This window comes from Amycolatopsis benzoatilytica AK 16/65, assembly GCF_000383915.1.
GTDB classification, from domain to species: domain Bacteria; phylum Actinomycetota; class Actinomycetes; order Mycobacteriales; family Pseudonocardiaceae; genus Amycolatopsis; species Amycolatopsis benzoatilytica.
On the sequence record NZ_KB912942.1, the window covers coordinates 575,377 to 591,356 of the forward strand.

General features: G+C 69.9%; 15 protein-coding genes. 9 read left to right on the plus strand and 6 right to left on the minus strand.

Going from position 1 to position 15,980, the window contains the following annotated elements; all coding sequences use genetic code 11:
- Positions 1 to 31 precede the first annotated feature (31 nt).
- Positions 32 to 1,045, plus strand: a complete 1,014-nt coding sequence (locus tag AMYBE_RS0102695; RefSeq protein ID WP_020657793.1) for a hypothetical protein — start codon at positions 32 to 34, stop codon at positions 1,043 to 1,045.
- Between the two features lie 245 nt (positions 1,046 to 1,290).
- Here AMYBE_RS0102695 and lexA read toward each other — a convergent pair whose 3' ends face one another.
- Entirely contained in the window at positions 1,291 to 1,950 is a 660-nt protein-coding gene (gene lexA, locus AMYBE_RS0102700) for a transcriptional repressor LexA (protein WP_027927317.1), read from the minus strand.
- A 454-nt stretch (positions 1,951 to 2,404) separates the two neighbouring features.
- On the opposite strand from lexA, the gene AMYBE_RS46000 reads away from it, so the two are divergent.
- The 4 genes from AMYBE_RS46000 (at position 2,405) to AMYBE_RS0102720 (ending at position 8,076) form a co-directional block, all read left to right on the plus strand.
- Positions 2,405 to 3,508, plus strand: a complete 1,104-nt coding sequence (locus AMYBE_RS46000) for a LysM peptidoglycan-binding domain-containing protein (protein WP_020657794.1) — start codon at positions 2,405 to 2,407, stop codon at positions 3,506 to 3,508.
- Positions 3,509 to 3,981: 473 nt separating this feature from the next.
- A complete protein-coding gene (gene nrdR, locus AMYBE_RS0102710) occupies positions 3,982 to 4,473 on the plus strand; it encodes a transcriptional regulator NrdR (protein ID WP_020657795.1) in 492 nt (163 codons plus the stop codon).
- A 35-nt stretch (positions 4,474 to 4,508) separates the two neighbouring features.
- Entirely contained in the window at positions 4,509 to 7,313 is a 2,805-nt protein-coding gene (locus AMYBE_RS0102715) for a vitamin B12-dependent ribonucleotide reductase (RefSeq protein ID WP_020657796.1), read from the plus strand.
- A 175-nt stretch (positions 7,314 to 7,488) separates the two neighbouring features.
- Positions 7,489 to 8,076: a TetR/AcrR family transcriptional regulator gene (locus AMYBE_RS0102720; protein ID WP_027927318.1), complete on the plus strand. Its 588-nt coding sequence runs from the start codon at positions 7,489 to 7,491 to the stop codon at positions 8,074 to 8,076.
- A 5-nt stretch (positions 8,077 to 8,081) separates the two neighbouring features.
- Here AMYBE_RS0102720 and AMYBE_RS0102725 read toward each other — a convergent pair whose 3' ends face one another.
- Genes AMYBE_RS0102725 through AMYBE_RS0102735 form a run of 3 tightly spaced genes read right to left on the minus strand, consistent with a single transcriptional unit; the run spans position 8,082 to position 9,572 of the window.
- The gene (locus tag AMYBE_RS0102725) at positions 8,082 to 8,462 is read right to left on the minus strand and encodes a tautomerase family protein (RefSeq protein WP_020657798.1); all 381 of its coding nucleotides are present in this window, start codon (positions 8,460 to 8,462) and stop codon (positions 8,082 to 8,084) included.
- Between the two features lie 11 nt (positions 8,463 to 8,473).
- Positions 8,474 to 9,004, minus strand: a complete 531-nt coding sequence (locus tag AMYBE_RS0102730) for a DUF4865 family protein (protein ID WP_020657799.1) — start codon at positions 9,002 to 9,004, stop codon at positions 8,474 to 8,476.
- 13 nt (positions 9,005 to 9,017) lie between these two features.
- Complete coding sequence (locus tag AMYBE_RS0102735) at positions 9,018 to 9,572, minus strand: TetR/AcrR family transcriptional regulator (RefSeq protein WP_027927319.1); 555 nt, start codon at positions 9,570 to 9,572, stop codon at positions 9,018 to 9,020.
- 69 nt (positions 9,573 to 9,641) lie between these two features.
- Between AMYBE_RS0102735 and AMYBE_RS0102740 the strand changes: the two genes are divergently transcribed.
- Positions 9,642 to 10,184 carry a hypothetical protein gene (locus AMYBE_RS0102740; protein WP_020657801.1) on the plus strand — a complete coding sequence of 181 codons (543 nt, stop codon included), beginning with the start codon at positions 9,642 to 9,644 and terminating at the stop codon, positions 10,182 to 10,184.
- Positions 10,185 to 10,237: 53 nt separating this feature from the next.
- Positions 10,238 to 10,798 (plus strand): hypothetical protein, encoded by a 561-nt coding sequence (locus AMYBE_RS0102745; protein WP_020657802.1) that lies wholly within the window; start codon positions 10,238 to 10,240, stop codon positions 10,796 to 10,798.
- Here AMYBE_RS0102745 and AMYBE_RS0102750 read toward each other — a convergent pair.
- Complete coding sequence (locus tag AMYBE_RS0102750) at positions 10,795 to 12,804, minus strand: prolyl oligopeptidase family serine peptidase (protein ID WP_020657803.1); 2,010 nt, start codon at positions 12,802 to 12,804, stop codon at positions 10,795 to 10,797. The two genes, AMYBE_RS0102745 and AMYBE_RS0102750, sit on opposite strands and share 4 nt — an antisense overlap.
- A gap of 108 nt (positions 12,805 to 12,912) precedes the next feature.
- Between AMYBE_RS0102750 and AMYBE_RS0102755 the strand changes: the two genes are divergently transcribed.
- Positions 12,913 to 13,818 carry a neutral zinc metallopeptidase gene (locus AMYBE_RS0102755; RefSeq protein WP_020657804.1) on the plus strand — a complete coding sequence of 302 codons (906 nt, stop codon included), beginning with the start codon at positions 12,913 to 12,915 and terminating at the stop codon, positions 13,816 to 13,818.
- Here the strand turns inward: AMYBE_RS0102755 and AMYBE_RS0102760 are convergent.
- Complete coding sequence (locus AMYBE_RS0102760; RefSeq protein ID WP_020657805.1) at positions 13,811 to 14,389, minus strand: TIGR03086 family metal-binding protein; 579 nt, start codon at positions 14,387 to 14,389, stop codon at positions 13,811 to 13,813. The two genes, AMYBE_RS0102755 and AMYBE_RS0102760, sit on opposite strands and share 8 nt — an antisense overlap.
- An 81-nt stretch (positions 14,390 to 14,470) precedes the next feature.
- On the opposite strand from AMYBE_RS0102760, the gene pdxR reads away from it, so the two are divergent.
- On the plus strand, positions 14,471 to 15,889 hold the full coding sequence (gene pdxR / locus AMYBE_RS0102765; protein WP_020657806.1) for a MocR-like pyridoxine biosynthesis transcription factor PdxR: 1,419 nt from the start codon (positions 14,471 to 14,473) through the stop codon (positions 15,887 to 15,889).
- The last annotated feature ends 91 nt before the right edge of the window (positions 15,890 to 15,980 follow it).

The window sequence follows — 15,980 nt, forward strand, 5'->3', positions numbered from 1 at the left end:
ATTCGGGTCGTGCACTACGGAGGTGACGCGGGTGCGGGCAGTGCTGGCCATGACGGCGGCGTTCCTGGCGGCCGGCACAGTGCCGGCGGCCGCTGCCCCGGCCGCTCCGGAGACGGTCTGCCGCGTCACGGACAAGCGCCTGAACGAACTGTCCGGCCTGGTTTCCGACGGCGAGCACTGGTACGCCACCAACGACGGCGGAAAACGGGTCGAGGTTTTCGTGCTGGACCGGAAGTGCCAGGTCCAGCAGGTACTGACGGATGCCGCGGACCCGTACGACGTGGAAGACCTGGCCCGGACCGCGGACGGAACTCTGTGGCTCTCGGACACCGGCGACAACCGCGCGAAGCGCGACACGGTGGCCCTGCTGGAGAGGAAACCGGCGGGGGGACCGGTGACGGTGCACCGGCTGACGTATCCGGACGGGCCGCACGACACCGAAGCGCTGATCATGGACCCGTCGGGTACGCCGTTCCTGGTGACGAAGGACGTGCTGGGCGATTCGAAGGTCTACAAACCGGTGGGGCCGCTGGCCGCGCCCGGACCGACGAAGCTGGAGAAGGTCGGAGACCTGCGGCTGCACAGCACGGACACGCAGGGCGGACCGGTGGGCGGCTTCGGCACGGTGCTGGTCACCGGCGGTGCGACGAGCGCGGACGGCAAGGTGATCGCCTTGCGCACCTACACGGACGCATATGTGTACGCGGCACCGGACGGCGACGTGGCGGCGGCGCTGCAGCGAGCGCCGGTGCGGGTTCCGTTGCCCGGGGAAAAGCAAGGCGAGGCCATCGCGTTCGAACCGGACGGGACATTGCTGTCCGGCAGCGAAGGGGTCGGCGAACCGGTGCGCGCGATCAAGAACGCCACGTCATTGGTGACAGCCAAAGCGGTTGTGCCAGAAGGTAAGCCGGGTTCGGCTCCGCAGCCTCAGCCGGCCTCGCCGGCGGAGGACACGGATACCCCGCTGCTGCCGATCGCCGGGGTGGTCGCGGCGGGTGTGCTGGGAGCCTGGGTTTTCACGGTGCGGAAGCGGCGCCGTTCTTGAAGTTTCGTCCGCGCGGGTGAAGGACGCCCGTTGCGGCTGAATTCCTTGAAGTCAGTGAAGGGCCCATTGAAGGAATCAGATTCCCTCAATGGGCCCTTCATGAACTTCGGTTTCCCCGATGCCAGGCGATCGGACGGGGAAGAACCTTCCGCGAGCAGCTCGCAGCCGCGCCGTCGAGTGCTCGGCCGGTCCCCGCGGCGTTCCCTCTCCGAATCCCGAGACTCGGAGAGGGAAGCCGCGAATCCTCACAGCCGCCGCAGGACCGCCACCACCTTGCCGAGGATCGACGCGTCGTCGCCGGGGATCGGTTCGTAGGCTTCGTTGTGCGGCATCAGCCAGACGTGGCCGTCCTTGCGCTTGAACGTCTTCACCGTGGCCTCGCCGTCGATCATCGCCGCCACGATGTCGCCGTTCTCCGCGGCGGGCTGCTGACGGACGACGACCCAGTCGCCGTCGGTGATGGCCGCGTCGACCATCGAGTCGCCGGTGACGCTCAGCAGGAACAGTTCGCCCTCGCCGACGATCTCGCGCGGCAGCGGAAAGACGTCTTCGACGGACTGCTCGGCCAGCACCGGGCCGCCGGCCGCGATCCGGCCGACCAGCGGCACGTACGCCGCCTTCGGCATGGACGGCTGCTGGTCGATGTCGATGCCCATCGGGTTGTCGTCGGTGACCGCGAGCACGCCGACCGCGCGGGGGCGGTTGGCGTCCCGTCGTAAGTACCCCTTGCGCTGCAGGGCGCGCAGCTGGTGCGACACCGACGACGTGGACGTGAGCCCGACCGCTTCGCCGATTTCGCGGACACTCGGCGGGTAGCCGAACCGGCTCACCCAGGTGCGGATGACGTCGAGTACCTGCTGCTGGCGGACGGTCAGCGTCTCGTCCACGTCGTACACCTCGGGCATGGCGGTCACCTTTCCCGTGCTTTCCTGGCCGGATTCGCGCGCGGACTTCGCGGACCCCTTGGCCCGCGCGGCCGTCTTGGCCCCCTTCGCCGCGGTGCCCTTTACCGTGTCCTTCTCCAACGCTGCGTCGCCTCCAGCCGTCCCGCGGTCGCCGTTGGTGGCGCTCCGCGCGTGTCCGCGTGCGCCGGTCCGCGCCTCGCGTGACCGCGAACGCCCGACCGGCGGCACCTGCCGGAGCCGGTCCGGCAGATGTCCTGGTCACCGACGTTAGTCACCGGGCGCGACGATTTCAAACATCTGTTCGATCGACACGCCGTGTCCTCTCGATTTTGTCGGTGCGGGGTGGTAGACCTTCGCACGGACGTTCGATAGAACGCCTGTTCGATCCGGATCGCATCGCCGCAGATGTGCCGCCCGGACCGGACGGATCAGCAGGTCACGAGGAGGTTCCGCCATGTCGGTCCTGGCAGACCGCGGGCTCGTCAGCCCGCTTCGGCCCGTCCCCGCCGGTCGCCCCGAGGCGGACGGTGTCGCTCCGGGCGAGACGATTCCGGTCCGCGGCGAACCCGGGTCGGCGGGTTCGAACGGAGGCCTGGCGCGCCGCCGCCGGCCGGAATCCAGCCCTGGCCAGTCCACCCGAACGGATGATCTTCGAGACGAATCCGGAGGCGAGGTCGTCGAACTGCGCCGCCGGACCGGTTCCCGCCGCGCGCCGACTCGGCTCCGCGACGCGTGGTGGCTGGCGGCGAAGCCGACGGATCGGCAGTCCGCCCTGGGCTCGAGCGGGCCGAAGGCCGCTGCGCGGCCGACGGACGGCACGCGGAGCGGTGCCCCGGCGAGCGCCGGCGGCGGGCTCGAAGCGCGGCACGCGGGGGCGTTCGCCGAGGCGGCCGGGTCCGCCGTGTCCGAGGCTGGTTCGGTGGCCGTGGACGACCCGATCCTGATCAAGAACGGCGAATGGGTGTCCACGGGCGCCGACGCCGACCTGGGCTCGCTCAAGATCACCGGCGACGGCGCGCGGGTCGGATGCCCGGCCCCCGCCGGAGCCGGCGCTCCCGCTCGCGAAAGCCGCCCGGCGCGGCAAGCGCGCGGTCACACCCCGGTCCGGCACCGGCCCGCCGCGGTCCCGGCCAACCCGGGTCGCACGGCCGGCGACCGGCGCGGCGAGTCGTTGCGGCCGCCGTCTCGCGCACAGGTCGCCGAGGCGCGCCAGGGCGGAACCGCTTGCCGGCCCGAGGCGCGCCCGTCGGTGCGGTGGCCGTGGCTTTTCGCGATCGCCTTCACCGCCTGCCTGTTCGTCACCGGCCTCGGCGTCTTCGGCGCCGGCATGTCCGACGGTCCGGTGCCGTCCCGCACGGCCGCGGTTTCCGTTCAGCCCGGCGACTCGTTGAGCGCGCTCGCCGCCCGGTTCGCCCCGCACGCCGACCAGGGCGCGGTCGTGGAGCGGATCAAGCAGCTCAACGGCCTGGACGACACCGCGTTGCAGCCCGGGATGCCGATCACCGTGCCGGTCGACTGGCCGGACGCCGGTGCGAACGGGAGCGCTGCGGGACGATGAGGCGAGAACCGGCCCGGCCGCTGAGCCGCCGAGTTCGTCGCTCGGCCGAGCTCCGCCGCCCCATGCCGGTCCGCGGGCCACCCGGGCCGCAGACTTCCGCGCCCGCGAAGTCCTGCGGGATCCGCGCCTTGCCGCGATGATGTCCCGGACCGCGTCACCCGCACGGCTCCCCGGAACCACCCGGACGCCTCTTGTGCCGCCGCAGTTTCACCCTCTCGGGTCGCTTGCGCGCACCGAGGCCGCGATCTAAGGTTTACCCCTATATCTAGTAGTTACACCGCTGTAGTTGGTCCACAGGTAGGGGTAGACTGGCAGCAGTTGTCCACAGCCGGCCGGCAGTTGCCCACCGGATGTCCACAAGTCGATCACCAGGCGCGGGGTCGCGCGCGGTGAACGTTGCCCAGGCCGTAGCGTGGCGGCAGGGGCCGGGCGGGACAGGAATCGACCGGCGCGGAGGGGAAGGTGATCGGCGGATGAGGTGCCCGTTCTGCCGGCATGCGGACTCTCGGGTCGTCGACTCCCGAGAGGTGGACGAAGGCCAGGCGATCCGGCGGCGGCGCTCGTGTGCGCAGTGCGGCCGGCGGTTCACGACGTCGGAGACGATGGTGCTCGCCGTCGTCAAGCGATCCGGCGCCACCGAGCAGTTCAGCCGGGACAAGGTGGTCAACGGCGTGCGGCGGGCCTGTCAGGGCCGGCCGGTCGACGACGACGCGCTGCAGAAGCTCGCACAGCGCGTGGAAGAGTCGATCCGTTCCGCCGGACTGGCGGAGATCCCCAGCCACGAGGTCGGCCTCGCCATCCTCGGCCCGCTGCGGGAGCTCGACGGCGTCGCGTACCTCCGGTTCGCGAGCGTCTACCGCTCCTTCTCCTCGGTCGAGGATTTCGAGAAGGAGATCTCCGACCTGCGGAAGGCCATGGCGGGAACTGCGGAGGACCAGGAAAGCGAGCGCGCCGGCGACGATTGACGCCGTCGGTCGCGGGGAGCGAGGGACAGGACCGCATGACCGAAACCGTGGGAGCCGGCGCGGCGGCCGGACAGAGCAAGAAGCCGAACAAGGGCCTCACCGTCCGGCGGGTCTTCACCACCGAGGGGACCCATCCGTACGACGAGGTCGCGTGGGAAAAGCGCGACGTCGTCATGACGAACTGGCGGGACGGCAGCGTCAACTTCGAGCAGCGCGGGGTCGAGTTCCCCGATTTCTGGTCGGTCAACGCCACCAACATCGTCACCAGCAAGTACTTCCGCGGCGCGGTCGGCAGCCCGCAGCGCGAGAGCAGCCTCAAGCAGCTCATCGACCGGGTGGTGCGCACCTATGTGAAGGCCGCCGCCGAGCACGACTACTTCGCCGGTCCGGCCGACCTCGAAGTCTTCGAGCACGAGCTCACCTGGATGCTGCTGCACCAGGTGTTCAGCTTCAACTCCCCGGTCTGGTTCAACGTCGGCACCTCGTCCAAGCAGCAGGTGTCCGCCTGCTTCATCCTCGCCGTGGACGACACGATGGAGTCGATTCTCAACTGGTACCGCGAGGAGGGCCTGATCTTCAAGGGCGGCTCCGGCGCCGGGCTCAACCTGTCCCGCATCCGCTCCTCCAAGGAACTGCTGACCTCTGGCGGCACCGCGTCCGGCCCGGTTTCGTTCATGCGCGGCGCCGACGCGTCGGCGGGCACCATCAAGTCCGGCGGCGCCACCCGGCGCGCGGCGAAGATGGTCGTGCTCGACGTCGACCACCCGGACATCGAGGAGTTCATCCAGACCAAGGCGCGCGAAGAGGAGAAGATCAAGGTCCTCCGCGACGCCGGGTTCGACATGGACCTCTCCGGCGCCGACATTTCCTCGGTGCAGTACCAGAACGCGAACAACTCGGTCCGCGTGTCCGACGAGTTCATGCAGGCCGTCGAGAACGGCTCCGACTTCGGTCTCCGTGCCCGGCTCACCGGCGAGGTCATCGACCGCACCGACGCGAAGAAGCTCTTCCGCTCGATGGCGCAGGCCGCGTGGGAATGCGCCGACCCGGGCATCCAGTACGACGGCACCATCAACGACTGGCACACCTGCCCCGAATCGGGCCGGATCACCGCGTCCAACCCGTGCAGCGAGTACATGCACCTGGACAACTCCAGCTGCAACCTCGCGTCGCTCAACCTGCTGAAGTTCGTCTCCGAGGACGGCACGTTCGACGCGCCGCTGTTCGCGAAGGCCGTCGAGTTCGTCATCACCGCGATGGACGTCTCGATCTGCTTCGCCGACTTCCCGACCGAGCCGATCGCCGACACCACGCGCAAGTTCCGCCAGCTCGGCATCGGCTACGCCAACCTCGGCGCGCTGCTCATGGCGCTGGGCCACGCGTACGACTCCGAAGGCGGTCGTGCGCTCGCTGCGGCGATCACTTCGCTGATGAGCGGCGTGTCCTACCGGCGTTCGGCCGAGCTGGCCGGCGTCGTCGGACCGTACGAGGGCTACGCCCGCAACGCCGAGGCGCACCAGCGGGTCATGCGCAAGCACGCCGCCGCGAACGAGCTGATCCGCACCTATCACGGCAACGACGCGGCAGTCCGCGCGCTCGCTTCGCAGGAATGGCGTGCGGGCATCGAGATCGGCACTCGCAACGGCTGGCGCAACGCGCAGGCGTCGGTGCTCGCGCCGACCGGCACCATCGGCTTCATGATGGACTGCGACACGACCGGCATCGAGCCGGACTTCTCGCTGGTCAAGTTCAAGAAGCTGGTCGGCGGCGGGTCCATGCAGATCGTGAACCAGACTGTGCCGCGCGCGCTGCGCGTGCTGGGCTACCAGGCTGAGCAGGTCGAGGCGATCGTCGAGTACGTCGCGCAGCACGGCCACGTGGTCGACGCGCCGGGCCTGCGCCCCGAGCACTACGAGGTGTTCGACTGCGCGGTCGGCGACCGGTCCATTGCGCCGATGGGCCACGTCCGGATGATGGCCGCGGTCCAGCCGTTCATCTCCGGCGCGATCTCGAAGACCGTCAACATGCCGGAGTCGGCAACGGTCGAGGACGTCGAGGAAATCTACTTCCAGGGCTGGAAACTCGGCCTCAAGGCGCTGGCGATCTACCGGGACAACTGCAAGGTCGGCCAGCCGCTGTCGACGGCGAAGAAGAAGGAAGCCGAGGCGGAGCCGGCGAAGGTCATCGAATACCGGCCGGTGCGCCGCCGGCTGCCGAAGAAGCGGCCGAGCCAGACGGTGTCGTTCACCGTCGGCGGCGCCGAGGGCTACCTGCATGCCGGTTCGTACCCGGACGACGGTCTCGGCGAGATCTTCGTCAAGCTCGGCAAGCAGGGCTCGACGCTGGCCGGCGTGATGGACGCCTTCTCGATGTCGATCTCGGTCGGCCTGCAGCACGGCATTCCGCTCGAATTCTACGTCTCGAAGTTTTCCAACCTGCGCTTCGAACCGGCGGGCATGACCGACGACCCGGACATCCGGATCGCCACCAGCGTCATGGACTACCTGTTCCGCCGCCTCGCGCTCGACTACCTGCCGTACGAGAAGCGGGCCCAGCTGGGCATCTTCACCGCGGACGAACGCTCGGCCGAAGTCGAAGCCAGCTACGGCGGGCAGAACCTCGACCTGGAAGCGCTGAGCAGCAGCGTCGACGCGTCGCCGGCTCGCGCCGAGGAGAAGCAAGCGCCCGCCCAGGATGCGCACAGCACCGCGGAACTGATGGAACTGCACCTCGGCAAGGCAGCGGACGCGCCGCTGTGCATGACCTGCGGGACCAAGATGCGGCCCGCGGGCTCGTGCTACGCCTGTGAAGGCTGCGGGGCGACCTCCGGCTGCAGCTGATCGCTCACCACCGCTTTTCCTGAGGGGTGCCAGTCATTGTCGGCTGGCGCCCCTCGGGCTTGGCAGGGCCGCGCGAAGTCACCGGGGCAAGCGACTGCCGACCGGGCGCTGCTTGCCCGCAAGCCCGCGAGACCTGAGGTCTACGCCGTAGATAACCGAGCGGTACGGTGTGGACATGGTCTCGCCTTCCGCTGCCCGGATCGCCGCCGCGGCCCGGGAATTGCTGGTGGCCGAGGGATCTTCGGCGGTTACGATGCGCCGGGTCGCGGCGGCGGTCGGGCTCACGCCGATGTCCATCTACCGGCATTTCCCGAATCGGGAAGCACTGCTCGGCGCGCTCGCCGACGAGAGCTGCGCCGCGCTGGAGGAGGAGTGGGGCGAGCGGGAGTGGCCGTCCGAGCCCGAGGCGTACCAGCGCGAGTTCGATTCGATGCTCGCCAAATACCTGGATTTCGCGGTCGGTCAGCCGAACGTCTACTCGCTGCTGTTCATCGAAAAGCGGGAAGGCGTCCGTCAGTTCCCGGAAGACTTCCGGGCGGGTACATCGGCCACGCTCACTGCCCTCGCCGACGCGCTCTCGGCCGGCATGAAGGCAGGCATCTTCCGCGAGGACGACGTCTGGGAACTGGCTATCGCGATCTCCGCGCTGTTGCACGGGCTGGTCCAGTTGCGGGTCGGCAACCGGCTTGCGTTGGGGGAGAAGGAGTTCCGGGAGCTGTGCCGGGTTTCGGTCGGAAGAGTGCTCGACGGCATCCGGTGCTGAGCCGGTCACCGCATCTGCGCGACGCCTTCGCCGAACGACCAGTCCACGTCGTGGTTCTCGGTCAAGCTGAACAGCACGTTCCGCGGTTCGATCCCGGTGGCTTCGGTGACCAGTTCGGTCGCGCGCCGGTAGAGCGCGGTTTTCTGGTCGTCGGTGCGGCCAGCGCGCAGGGTGATGGAGACGAACACGATGTCGTCGTCGCGGCGGACGCCGAAGTAGCCGGGGTCGTAGCGCAACCGGCCCTCGGCGTGGCTGGTGTGGATCTGGAACACGTCATCGGGTGGGACGCCGATGGTTTCGGTCATCGCCTGGTGCACGGCTTCGCCGATGGCGGGCAGCTTGCCGGCGTTGGGTTCGGACAGCACGTCGATGCGGACGAGCGGCATGGGAGGGCCTTTCAGCTCAGCTGGTCGAGATGCGGGCGGGACAGGTGAAGCACCTGGTAGCGGACGCCGTTGTCCTCGCCGGGGTCGGCGGTCCAGAGAGTGAAGTGCACGGCCTCCCAGCGCCGGGGATCGATAGCCAGCGCCGTGGTGTGGACGGCCGGGTGCTCGGCATGGCGCGGGAATTCGGCGAGTTCGTGCTTCAGCCGCCCTTCGGGCAGCAGTTGCCTGCGCTTGGTCGCGAACGTCGGCGTTGCGCCGCGCGCAGGACCGGCCAGACAGTTGGCACCGGTCCAATGCTGGACGGACGGGCGGCCGAAATCCTGCACGATCCCGTCGAAACCGCCGCCGCCCCACAGGAATCGGCTCATTCCGGCGGTGTCGGCCCAAAGGTAGAACGGCGCGTACTGGTTGGCCGGGGTGCGGATCAGGTACGCCTTGAGCGCCAGGCCGGGGAACTCGTCGGTCCGGTGCCCGCGGGTGGCGACCCGCTCGCGAATGATCTCCATGTCGTAGTCGGCGGGCAGGTTGATCTCGTACTGCATCGCGTACCTCGGATCACGCGCCGAGCAGCGCGAGCGCGCCTCGAACGGCCTGGTCGAACGGCTCGGCGGTACCGGCGGACCTGGCCAGCACGTAACCGCCCTGCACCACCGCGACCAGTGCGGTCGCGGTCGCGGCGGGGTCGAGGTGGGCGGAGAGCTCGCCCTTCGCCGCCCCCTCGGCGAGCACCTCGGCGAGCCGGCTGCGCAGCCAGTCGAAGGTTTCCTCCAGCGGGGCGCGCAATTCCGCACTGGTCACGATGTCCGGGTCCAGCGCGAGCCGTCCGATCGGGCAGCCGCGCAGGACGTCGCGTTCGCGGTGCAGGTAGGCGGAAATCTGTTCGATCGCGGTCGATCCTTCGGCCAGCGACGCTTCGGCGGACGCGCGCAGCTCCTCGGCGCTTTGCCGGATCGCGGCCAGCGCGAGATCAGCCTTCCCCGCGAAGTGGTGGTACATGCTGCCCTGTCCGGCGCCGGCGCGCTGCTGGATCGCCTTTGGGCTGGTGCCGATGTAGCCGCGTTCCCAGAGCAAGTCCTGGGTGCTCGCGACCAGCTGGTCTCTCGTGGACATGAGCTCACCGTACATACTAGTAGGTACAGACACAATACCGCTCGACGGACGGGGCCTTCACCAGCGAAAATGGACGTCGTGAGTTTCGTGTCGGCGGGCTACCGCGTTGTGCAGCGTCCGTACTCGACGGACGGCTCTCGCGACGGCCTCGTCTCGATCAGCGAGTGCGTTGTCACCGTCCTGGAAGAGGAATGGGGAGACTGGTTCCGCGACCCGGACCGCGCCCGGCACCGGGCCGCCGAGTCCCGGCTCCAGGTGCTCGAAGTCGGCTTCACGATGGAGGAAGCCGCCCCGATCCTCCGTGCTCTGCTCGCCGAAGGCTACGACCGCGAGACGCACGCCGTTGCCGGACGGCTGGCCGAGGGCATTCCGATCAACGGCACGCCGCTCGGCTACGAGCTGGTCGGCTACGACTTCGGGACCTGGCACAGCTGGGCCTGCCTCGGCGGGCTGATCGACGACGTCCGCCTCGGCACCGGCATCGAGCCCGGCCCGCACGGCCTGATTCGCTCCGCCGACGCCGCGCACACCGCCGCCCGCTGGCTCACCGGCTCCGGACTCGGCGACCCCAAGGTGTCCGACTGGGCAGCCGCCGCCCTGTTCGCCCGGTAACTCCACCGAATCTCCACGTCGTCCCCGCCGGACCGGCACATCCGGGCGGCAGCATGGCCGCCGTGGAGTGGAATACCGAAGAGCGGCGGCGGAAGGTCCGGCCGCAGCCGGCGTGGGAGCGCGGCGTGCGGCTGGATCCGGTGGTGGCGCGCAGCGTCCGGCGATTCCCGGCCGGGCCTGGCGAAGAATTGGTTGAACGGCTGCTCGGCGCGGCGGACCCGCCGCCGGGGGCGCGCGAGGCGATGGACCGGCTGGTCTCCGACGTGCTCGCGCTCGGCTACTACCAAGCGCTGCGCGATGGTGCCCGCGACCCGGTCACCGCAGATGTCGCCGCGCGCGTGCTCGCCGGGCTGGAGCGGCGGCTGCGTAACCACGTGGACCGGTTGCGGCGCTTGAAGATCCGCGCCGCGCTCAAGTGGCGGGCGCGGGCCGTGCTCGAAGTCAACAAGGTCCTGCTCGGGCACGGTCGCGCATTGCGCAGGCTCGGCGTCCCGTGGCTCGCGTTCGTCACCGAAAGCTGGGCGCGCTACGAACACGCGCTGGCGGAAGTCCGCAGAGGATCGGGAGTGGTCGCGGGGCCGCGCGTCCGGGCGCGGCCCCGCGGACTGTTCTAGGAAAGCTTCGACCAGAGGAACTCGTACGCCACCGCCGAACGGAACGCCAGCTGCTCGTTGTCCGCGGCCGCGCCGTGCCCGCCTTCGATGTTCTCGTAGTACTCCACGTCATGTCCCTGCTCGATCATCCGCGCGGCCATCTTGCGCGCGTGCCCCGGATGCACCCGGTCGTCGCGGGTCGAGGTGACGAACAGGATCGGCGGGTACTTCGCGTCCGCCGAAACGTTCTGGTACGGCGAGTACTTCGAGATCCAGGCCCACTCCTCCGGGACGTCCGGGTCGCCCCATTCGGCCATCCACGACGCGCCGGCCAGCAGCAGGTGGTAGCGCTTCAGGTCGAGCAACGGGACCTGGCAGACGATGGCCCCGAACAGCTCCGGATAGGTGGTGAGCATGACGCCCATCAGCAGCCCGCCGTTGCTGCCGCCCTGGATGCCGAGCCGTTCCTTCGTGGTGATGCCCCGCGCGACGAGATCGCGTGCCACCGCGGCGAAGTCCTCGTACGCCCGGTGCCGGTTGGCTTTCACCGCTTGGGTATGCCATTCCGGACCGTATTCGCCGCCGCCGCGGATGTTCGCGACCACATACGTGCCGCCGCGCGTCAGCCAGGCACGGCCGATCGACCCGCTGTACGCCGGCGTCAGCGAGACCTCGAAGCCTCCGTACCCGTAGAGCAGCGTCGGGCCGTCCTCCGCGCCGGGCGGCCGGACCACGAAGTACGGGATCTTCGTGCCGTCGTCCGAGGTCGCGAAGTACTGGCTGACCTCCATCCCGGCCGGGTCGAAGAACGACGGCGCCTGCTTCAGCGTCTCGACGTCGCCGCCGACGACCCCGCGGGTGAGCGTGGACGGTTGCAGGTAGCTGGACGAATCGACCAGGTACTCGTCGTCGACGTCCGGTTCGGTGTCGACGATCTGCGCGCTGCCGAACTCTGGCGCGCCGCCGAGTTCCGCCTCGGCCCAGTCTTCCGGCCCGGGCGTCAGCACTCGCAGCTCCGACTTCACGTCGTGCAGCGTCGCGAGCAGCAGATGGTGGCGGGTCCACGTGTAATAGTCCAGCGACGTGTGCGCGTCCGGCGTGAACAGCGCGGTGAAATCGCGTGCGCCCGCCATGAAGGCGTCATAGTCGATCGCCAGCAGCGAACCTGCCGGGTGCTCGGCGCCGTTGACGGTCCACGCGCTGCGCGGTTGCACGAGCAGCCATTCGCGGTGCACCGAGGCGTTGACGTCCTGCGGCAGGTCCAGCTTGGTCAGCCCGGCAGGGGTCCGCGCGAAGTATTCAGTGCGGTAGAAGTCGAGCCAACGGTAGGCGAAGTCGCGTTCGAAACCTTCGGTCGGATCGTGCGAAGCCATCACGCCGACGTCGTCCGGCTTGCCCTCGAACACGGTCACCGCTTCTTCGATCGGCGTGCCGCGCTGCCACTCCTTGACGATCCGCGCGTAGCCGGCCGTGGTGAGCGTGCCCGGGCCGAAGTCGGTCCCGACGTAGATCCGGTCCTGGTCGATCCAGCCGATCCGGTGCTTGGCCTCGGGCAGCGAGTAGCCGTCCGGCACGAACTCGTGCGCGTCCAGGTCGAACTCGCGCACGACGGTCGCGTCCGCGCCGCCCCGCGACAGCTGGATCAGGCCGAGCCGGTGGCCGGGACGCAGCACGGCGGCGCCCTTCCAGACCCAGTTCTCGTCTTCGGCGGCGGCGAGCGCATCGACGTCGAGCAGGATCTCCCACTCCGGTTCGGCGGTGCGGTACTCCTCCAGCGTGGTGCGCCGCCACAGCCCGCGCGGGTGCTCGGCGTCCTGCCAGAAGTTGTAGAGGCGCGGCCCCCGGCGCACCACGTACGGGATCCGGCCGCCCGCGTCGAGCACCTCGCGGATCGAGTCCCGCAGCTGCCCGAACCTCTCGCCCGCGGTGAGCACGTCCAGCGTCTCCGCGTTGCGCGAACGGACCCAGTCGAGCGCCTCGTCGCCCGTTACGTCTTCCAGCCACAGGTACGGATCTTCGACAGTCATGCGCCCCAGTCTTCCCGCCCGTCGCAGGTCCGGCCAGCGGGTTCGGCGTTCCCGTTTCGTGATCTGCACGGCGGGCAGTCTCCGTATGCTGTCCACGGAGGGGGAAAGATGACGGATGTCGGCGGCAGTTCGTGGCCGCAGCTGCCGCCGCCGGTTCCGCCGCGCCGCGGTCCGGGCCGTGCGCTGGGCGCGGTGACCGCGGTCGCGGTCGTCGCGAGCACGCTCGCGTTGATGGGCGCGGTGCCGCACGAGGTTGCCGGGCACGCGATGGCCGCGTCGGGTTCTCCCGCGCTGTCGGATCGGCAAGCGGCGCGACCGGTGCGCAAGACCAGCGGAAATCCGTTGCTGGCCAAGGATGTTTCGCTCGCCGCGCCGGAGTCCTGCGACCTGCCGGAGCTCAGCCGGGACGGCGAGCAGCTCAAGAAGTTCTACACCGTGCTGGCGGACTGCTTGAAGCAGTCGTGGCAGCCGGCGCTGGAAAAGGCGGGCGAGCCGAACCTGCCGGTGAAGATATCGGTCACGCTGCCGAAGACCAGCGCTTGCGGCAACGCGCCGTCGCGCGACCAGGCGGTCGCGTACTACTGCGGCGGTGACGAGACGATCTACGCGCCCACCGACTGGATGCTGTCCGATGCGGGGCTGAACCGCGCCCGGCACCTGGCGACCATCGCGCACGAATACGGCCACCACGTGCAGCGCGAGAGCGGCATCCTGGACGCGGCCAGCGCGGAAATGAGTTCGCCGGAGCCGGCCAGCGACAAGGACAAGGCCGTGGTGCGCCGGATCGAACTTCAGGCCAACTGCTTCGGCGCACTGTTCCTCGCGGCCGCCGCCGGGCACGGCTCGATCAGCCGGGCCACCGCGAACGCCGCGGTCGCGGACTACGGCCGGGCGGACGACAGCGGCGACCACGGCACCCGGGAGAACCAGCTGGCCTGGGCGAAGGCCGGCTACTCCGGAGCCGGCCCCGCCGCCTGCGACACCTGGTCGGCGCCTTCGGACCAGGTCAGCTGACCTGCCAGCCCGGGTCGCGGCCGAGCAGGGCGAGGAACCGGTCGAGTTCGCTCGCGTCGTCCGAGACGGGCACCACCGGCGCGAACGTTCCCCGCTCGACGCGCTCTTCGGGATCGGTCGGGATGTTGAGCGCGAACTGCAGCGCGGCGTGCACAGCTTCGGGCACTGGCTCATAGGAGACGCCGAGCGTCTTCGCCAGGTCCCAGCCGTGCGCGACGGAGTCGACGAGGTGCATCGCCATGGCGATTTCGCCGGGGAAGGCACCGAAGGTGTTGATGGCGATCTGGCGTTTGGCGACGCCTTCTTCGCTGTACGCGGAGAGGAAGTCCGTCACCGACGCGGCGTACGCGGCGTACGCGTCTTCGCCGAGCTGGCCGCCGTGCCAGTCTTTGGCAGCTCCGTTACGGGCGGCTTCGGCGAAGCCGTGGTTTTCGCTGACTTGGTGGCGGAGCAGATCGGCGAGGGTCCAGCCTTCGCACGGGGTGGGCCGGTCCAGGTCGGCGGCGGTGGTCTTCGAGACGATCAGGTCGAGCACTTGCAGCGACTGACGGTCTAGGTCGAACGTGGTCATGCCTTGACGCTAACCGGAAGATCGGTCCAGGAAGAGAGCCAAAACCAGACCAATCGTGGTGGACCAATCTAGGCTGGACCGGTGGACCTGCACCTCGACCTCAGCGGCAGCCGCGGGCATCGCGACGAGATCTACCGCCAGATCCGCGCCGCGGTGCTCGACGGCCGCCTTCGCGACGGCGACGTGCTTCCGCCGACCCGGGAACTGGCGCACCAGCTCGCCGTCTCGCGTACGACGGTCACCGCGGCCTACGAACGCCTCACCGCCGAGGGGTTCTTGACCGGCCGGGTTGGCGCCGGCACGTACGTGCGCTCGGGCGCCGCGCCCCGGCCGGTGGAGCCGAGCGGTTCCGCGGAAGGCGTCCAGCCGCGTCCGGAGTGGACCGCCGTGCCCGCGCCGCCGCCGCCGTTCACCGATCCGCCCGAGTTCGATTTCCGTGCCGGCGTACCGGATGTGCGGCTGTTCCCGTTCGACACCTGGCGTCGTCTCACCGCACAGATCCTGCGCAGCTCCCAAGCCGAGCGGCTGACCTACGGCGAACCGCAAGGCGATCCCCGGCTCCGCGAGGAGCTGGCGCGGCACCTCGCGGTGTCCCGCAACGTGCGGGTCTCCCCGGACCAGCTGGTGATCAGCTCCGGCGCCCAGCAGACGATCGACCTCATCGCCCGCGTCCTGCTGCGGCCGGGCGACCTGGCCGCGGTCGAGGATCCCGGCTACCCGCCGCCGCGGCTGCTGCTGGGCACGCTCGGCGTGCGCGTCGCGCCGGTGCCGGTGGACGACGACGGCATCGTGGTCGACGCGATTCCGCCGCACACGCGTTTGGTGTACGTGACGCCGTCGCACCAGTACCCGCTCGGTGTCGCGATGTCGCCGTCCCGCCGGCGAGCGCTGCTGGACTGGGCCGAGGACAGCGGCGCGGTGGTGGTCGAGGACGACTACGACACCGAGTTCCGCTACTCCGGCCGGCCGCTGGAACCGTTGCACAGCCTGGATTCCCACGGTCGGGTGATCTACGTCGGCTCGTTCTCGAAGGTGCTGCTGCCGGCGCTGCGGCTGGGCTACCTGGCCGCGCCGCCGGCGTTGGCGCAGGCGATCGTGAAGGCGAAATACCTCGCCGACTGGCATTCGCCGACCATCGAACAGGCGGTCATCGCGGAGTACCTGGCCGAGGGCGGGTTCGCCCGGCACGTCCGCCGGATGCGCGGCATCTACCGCGCCCGGCACGACCTGTTGCTGGACGGTCTGCGCGCGGAGTTCGGGGATCTGCTGGAGCCGGTGCCCGCGGCCGCCGGGCTGCACCTGAGCGCCTCGTCGGACGTTGATCTGCGCGGGTTCGCGCGCCGGGCGGTCAGCGCGGGCGTGCGGCTCTATTCGCTCGCCGACTTCTCAGTCGCGGCTCGGCGGCACGGGCTGCTGTTCGGCTACGGCGCGATCGCGGACGACCGGATCGGCCCCGGGCTGGCCCGGCTGCGCGGCCTGTTCGACGACCTGGCGGCCTGACTCCCCGCGACGGACCGCGGACCCGACCGGCCGAGCGCATTACCACGATCGGACGCGTCCCGCCGGACTTTCGCACTCGGCGACCTGGCCC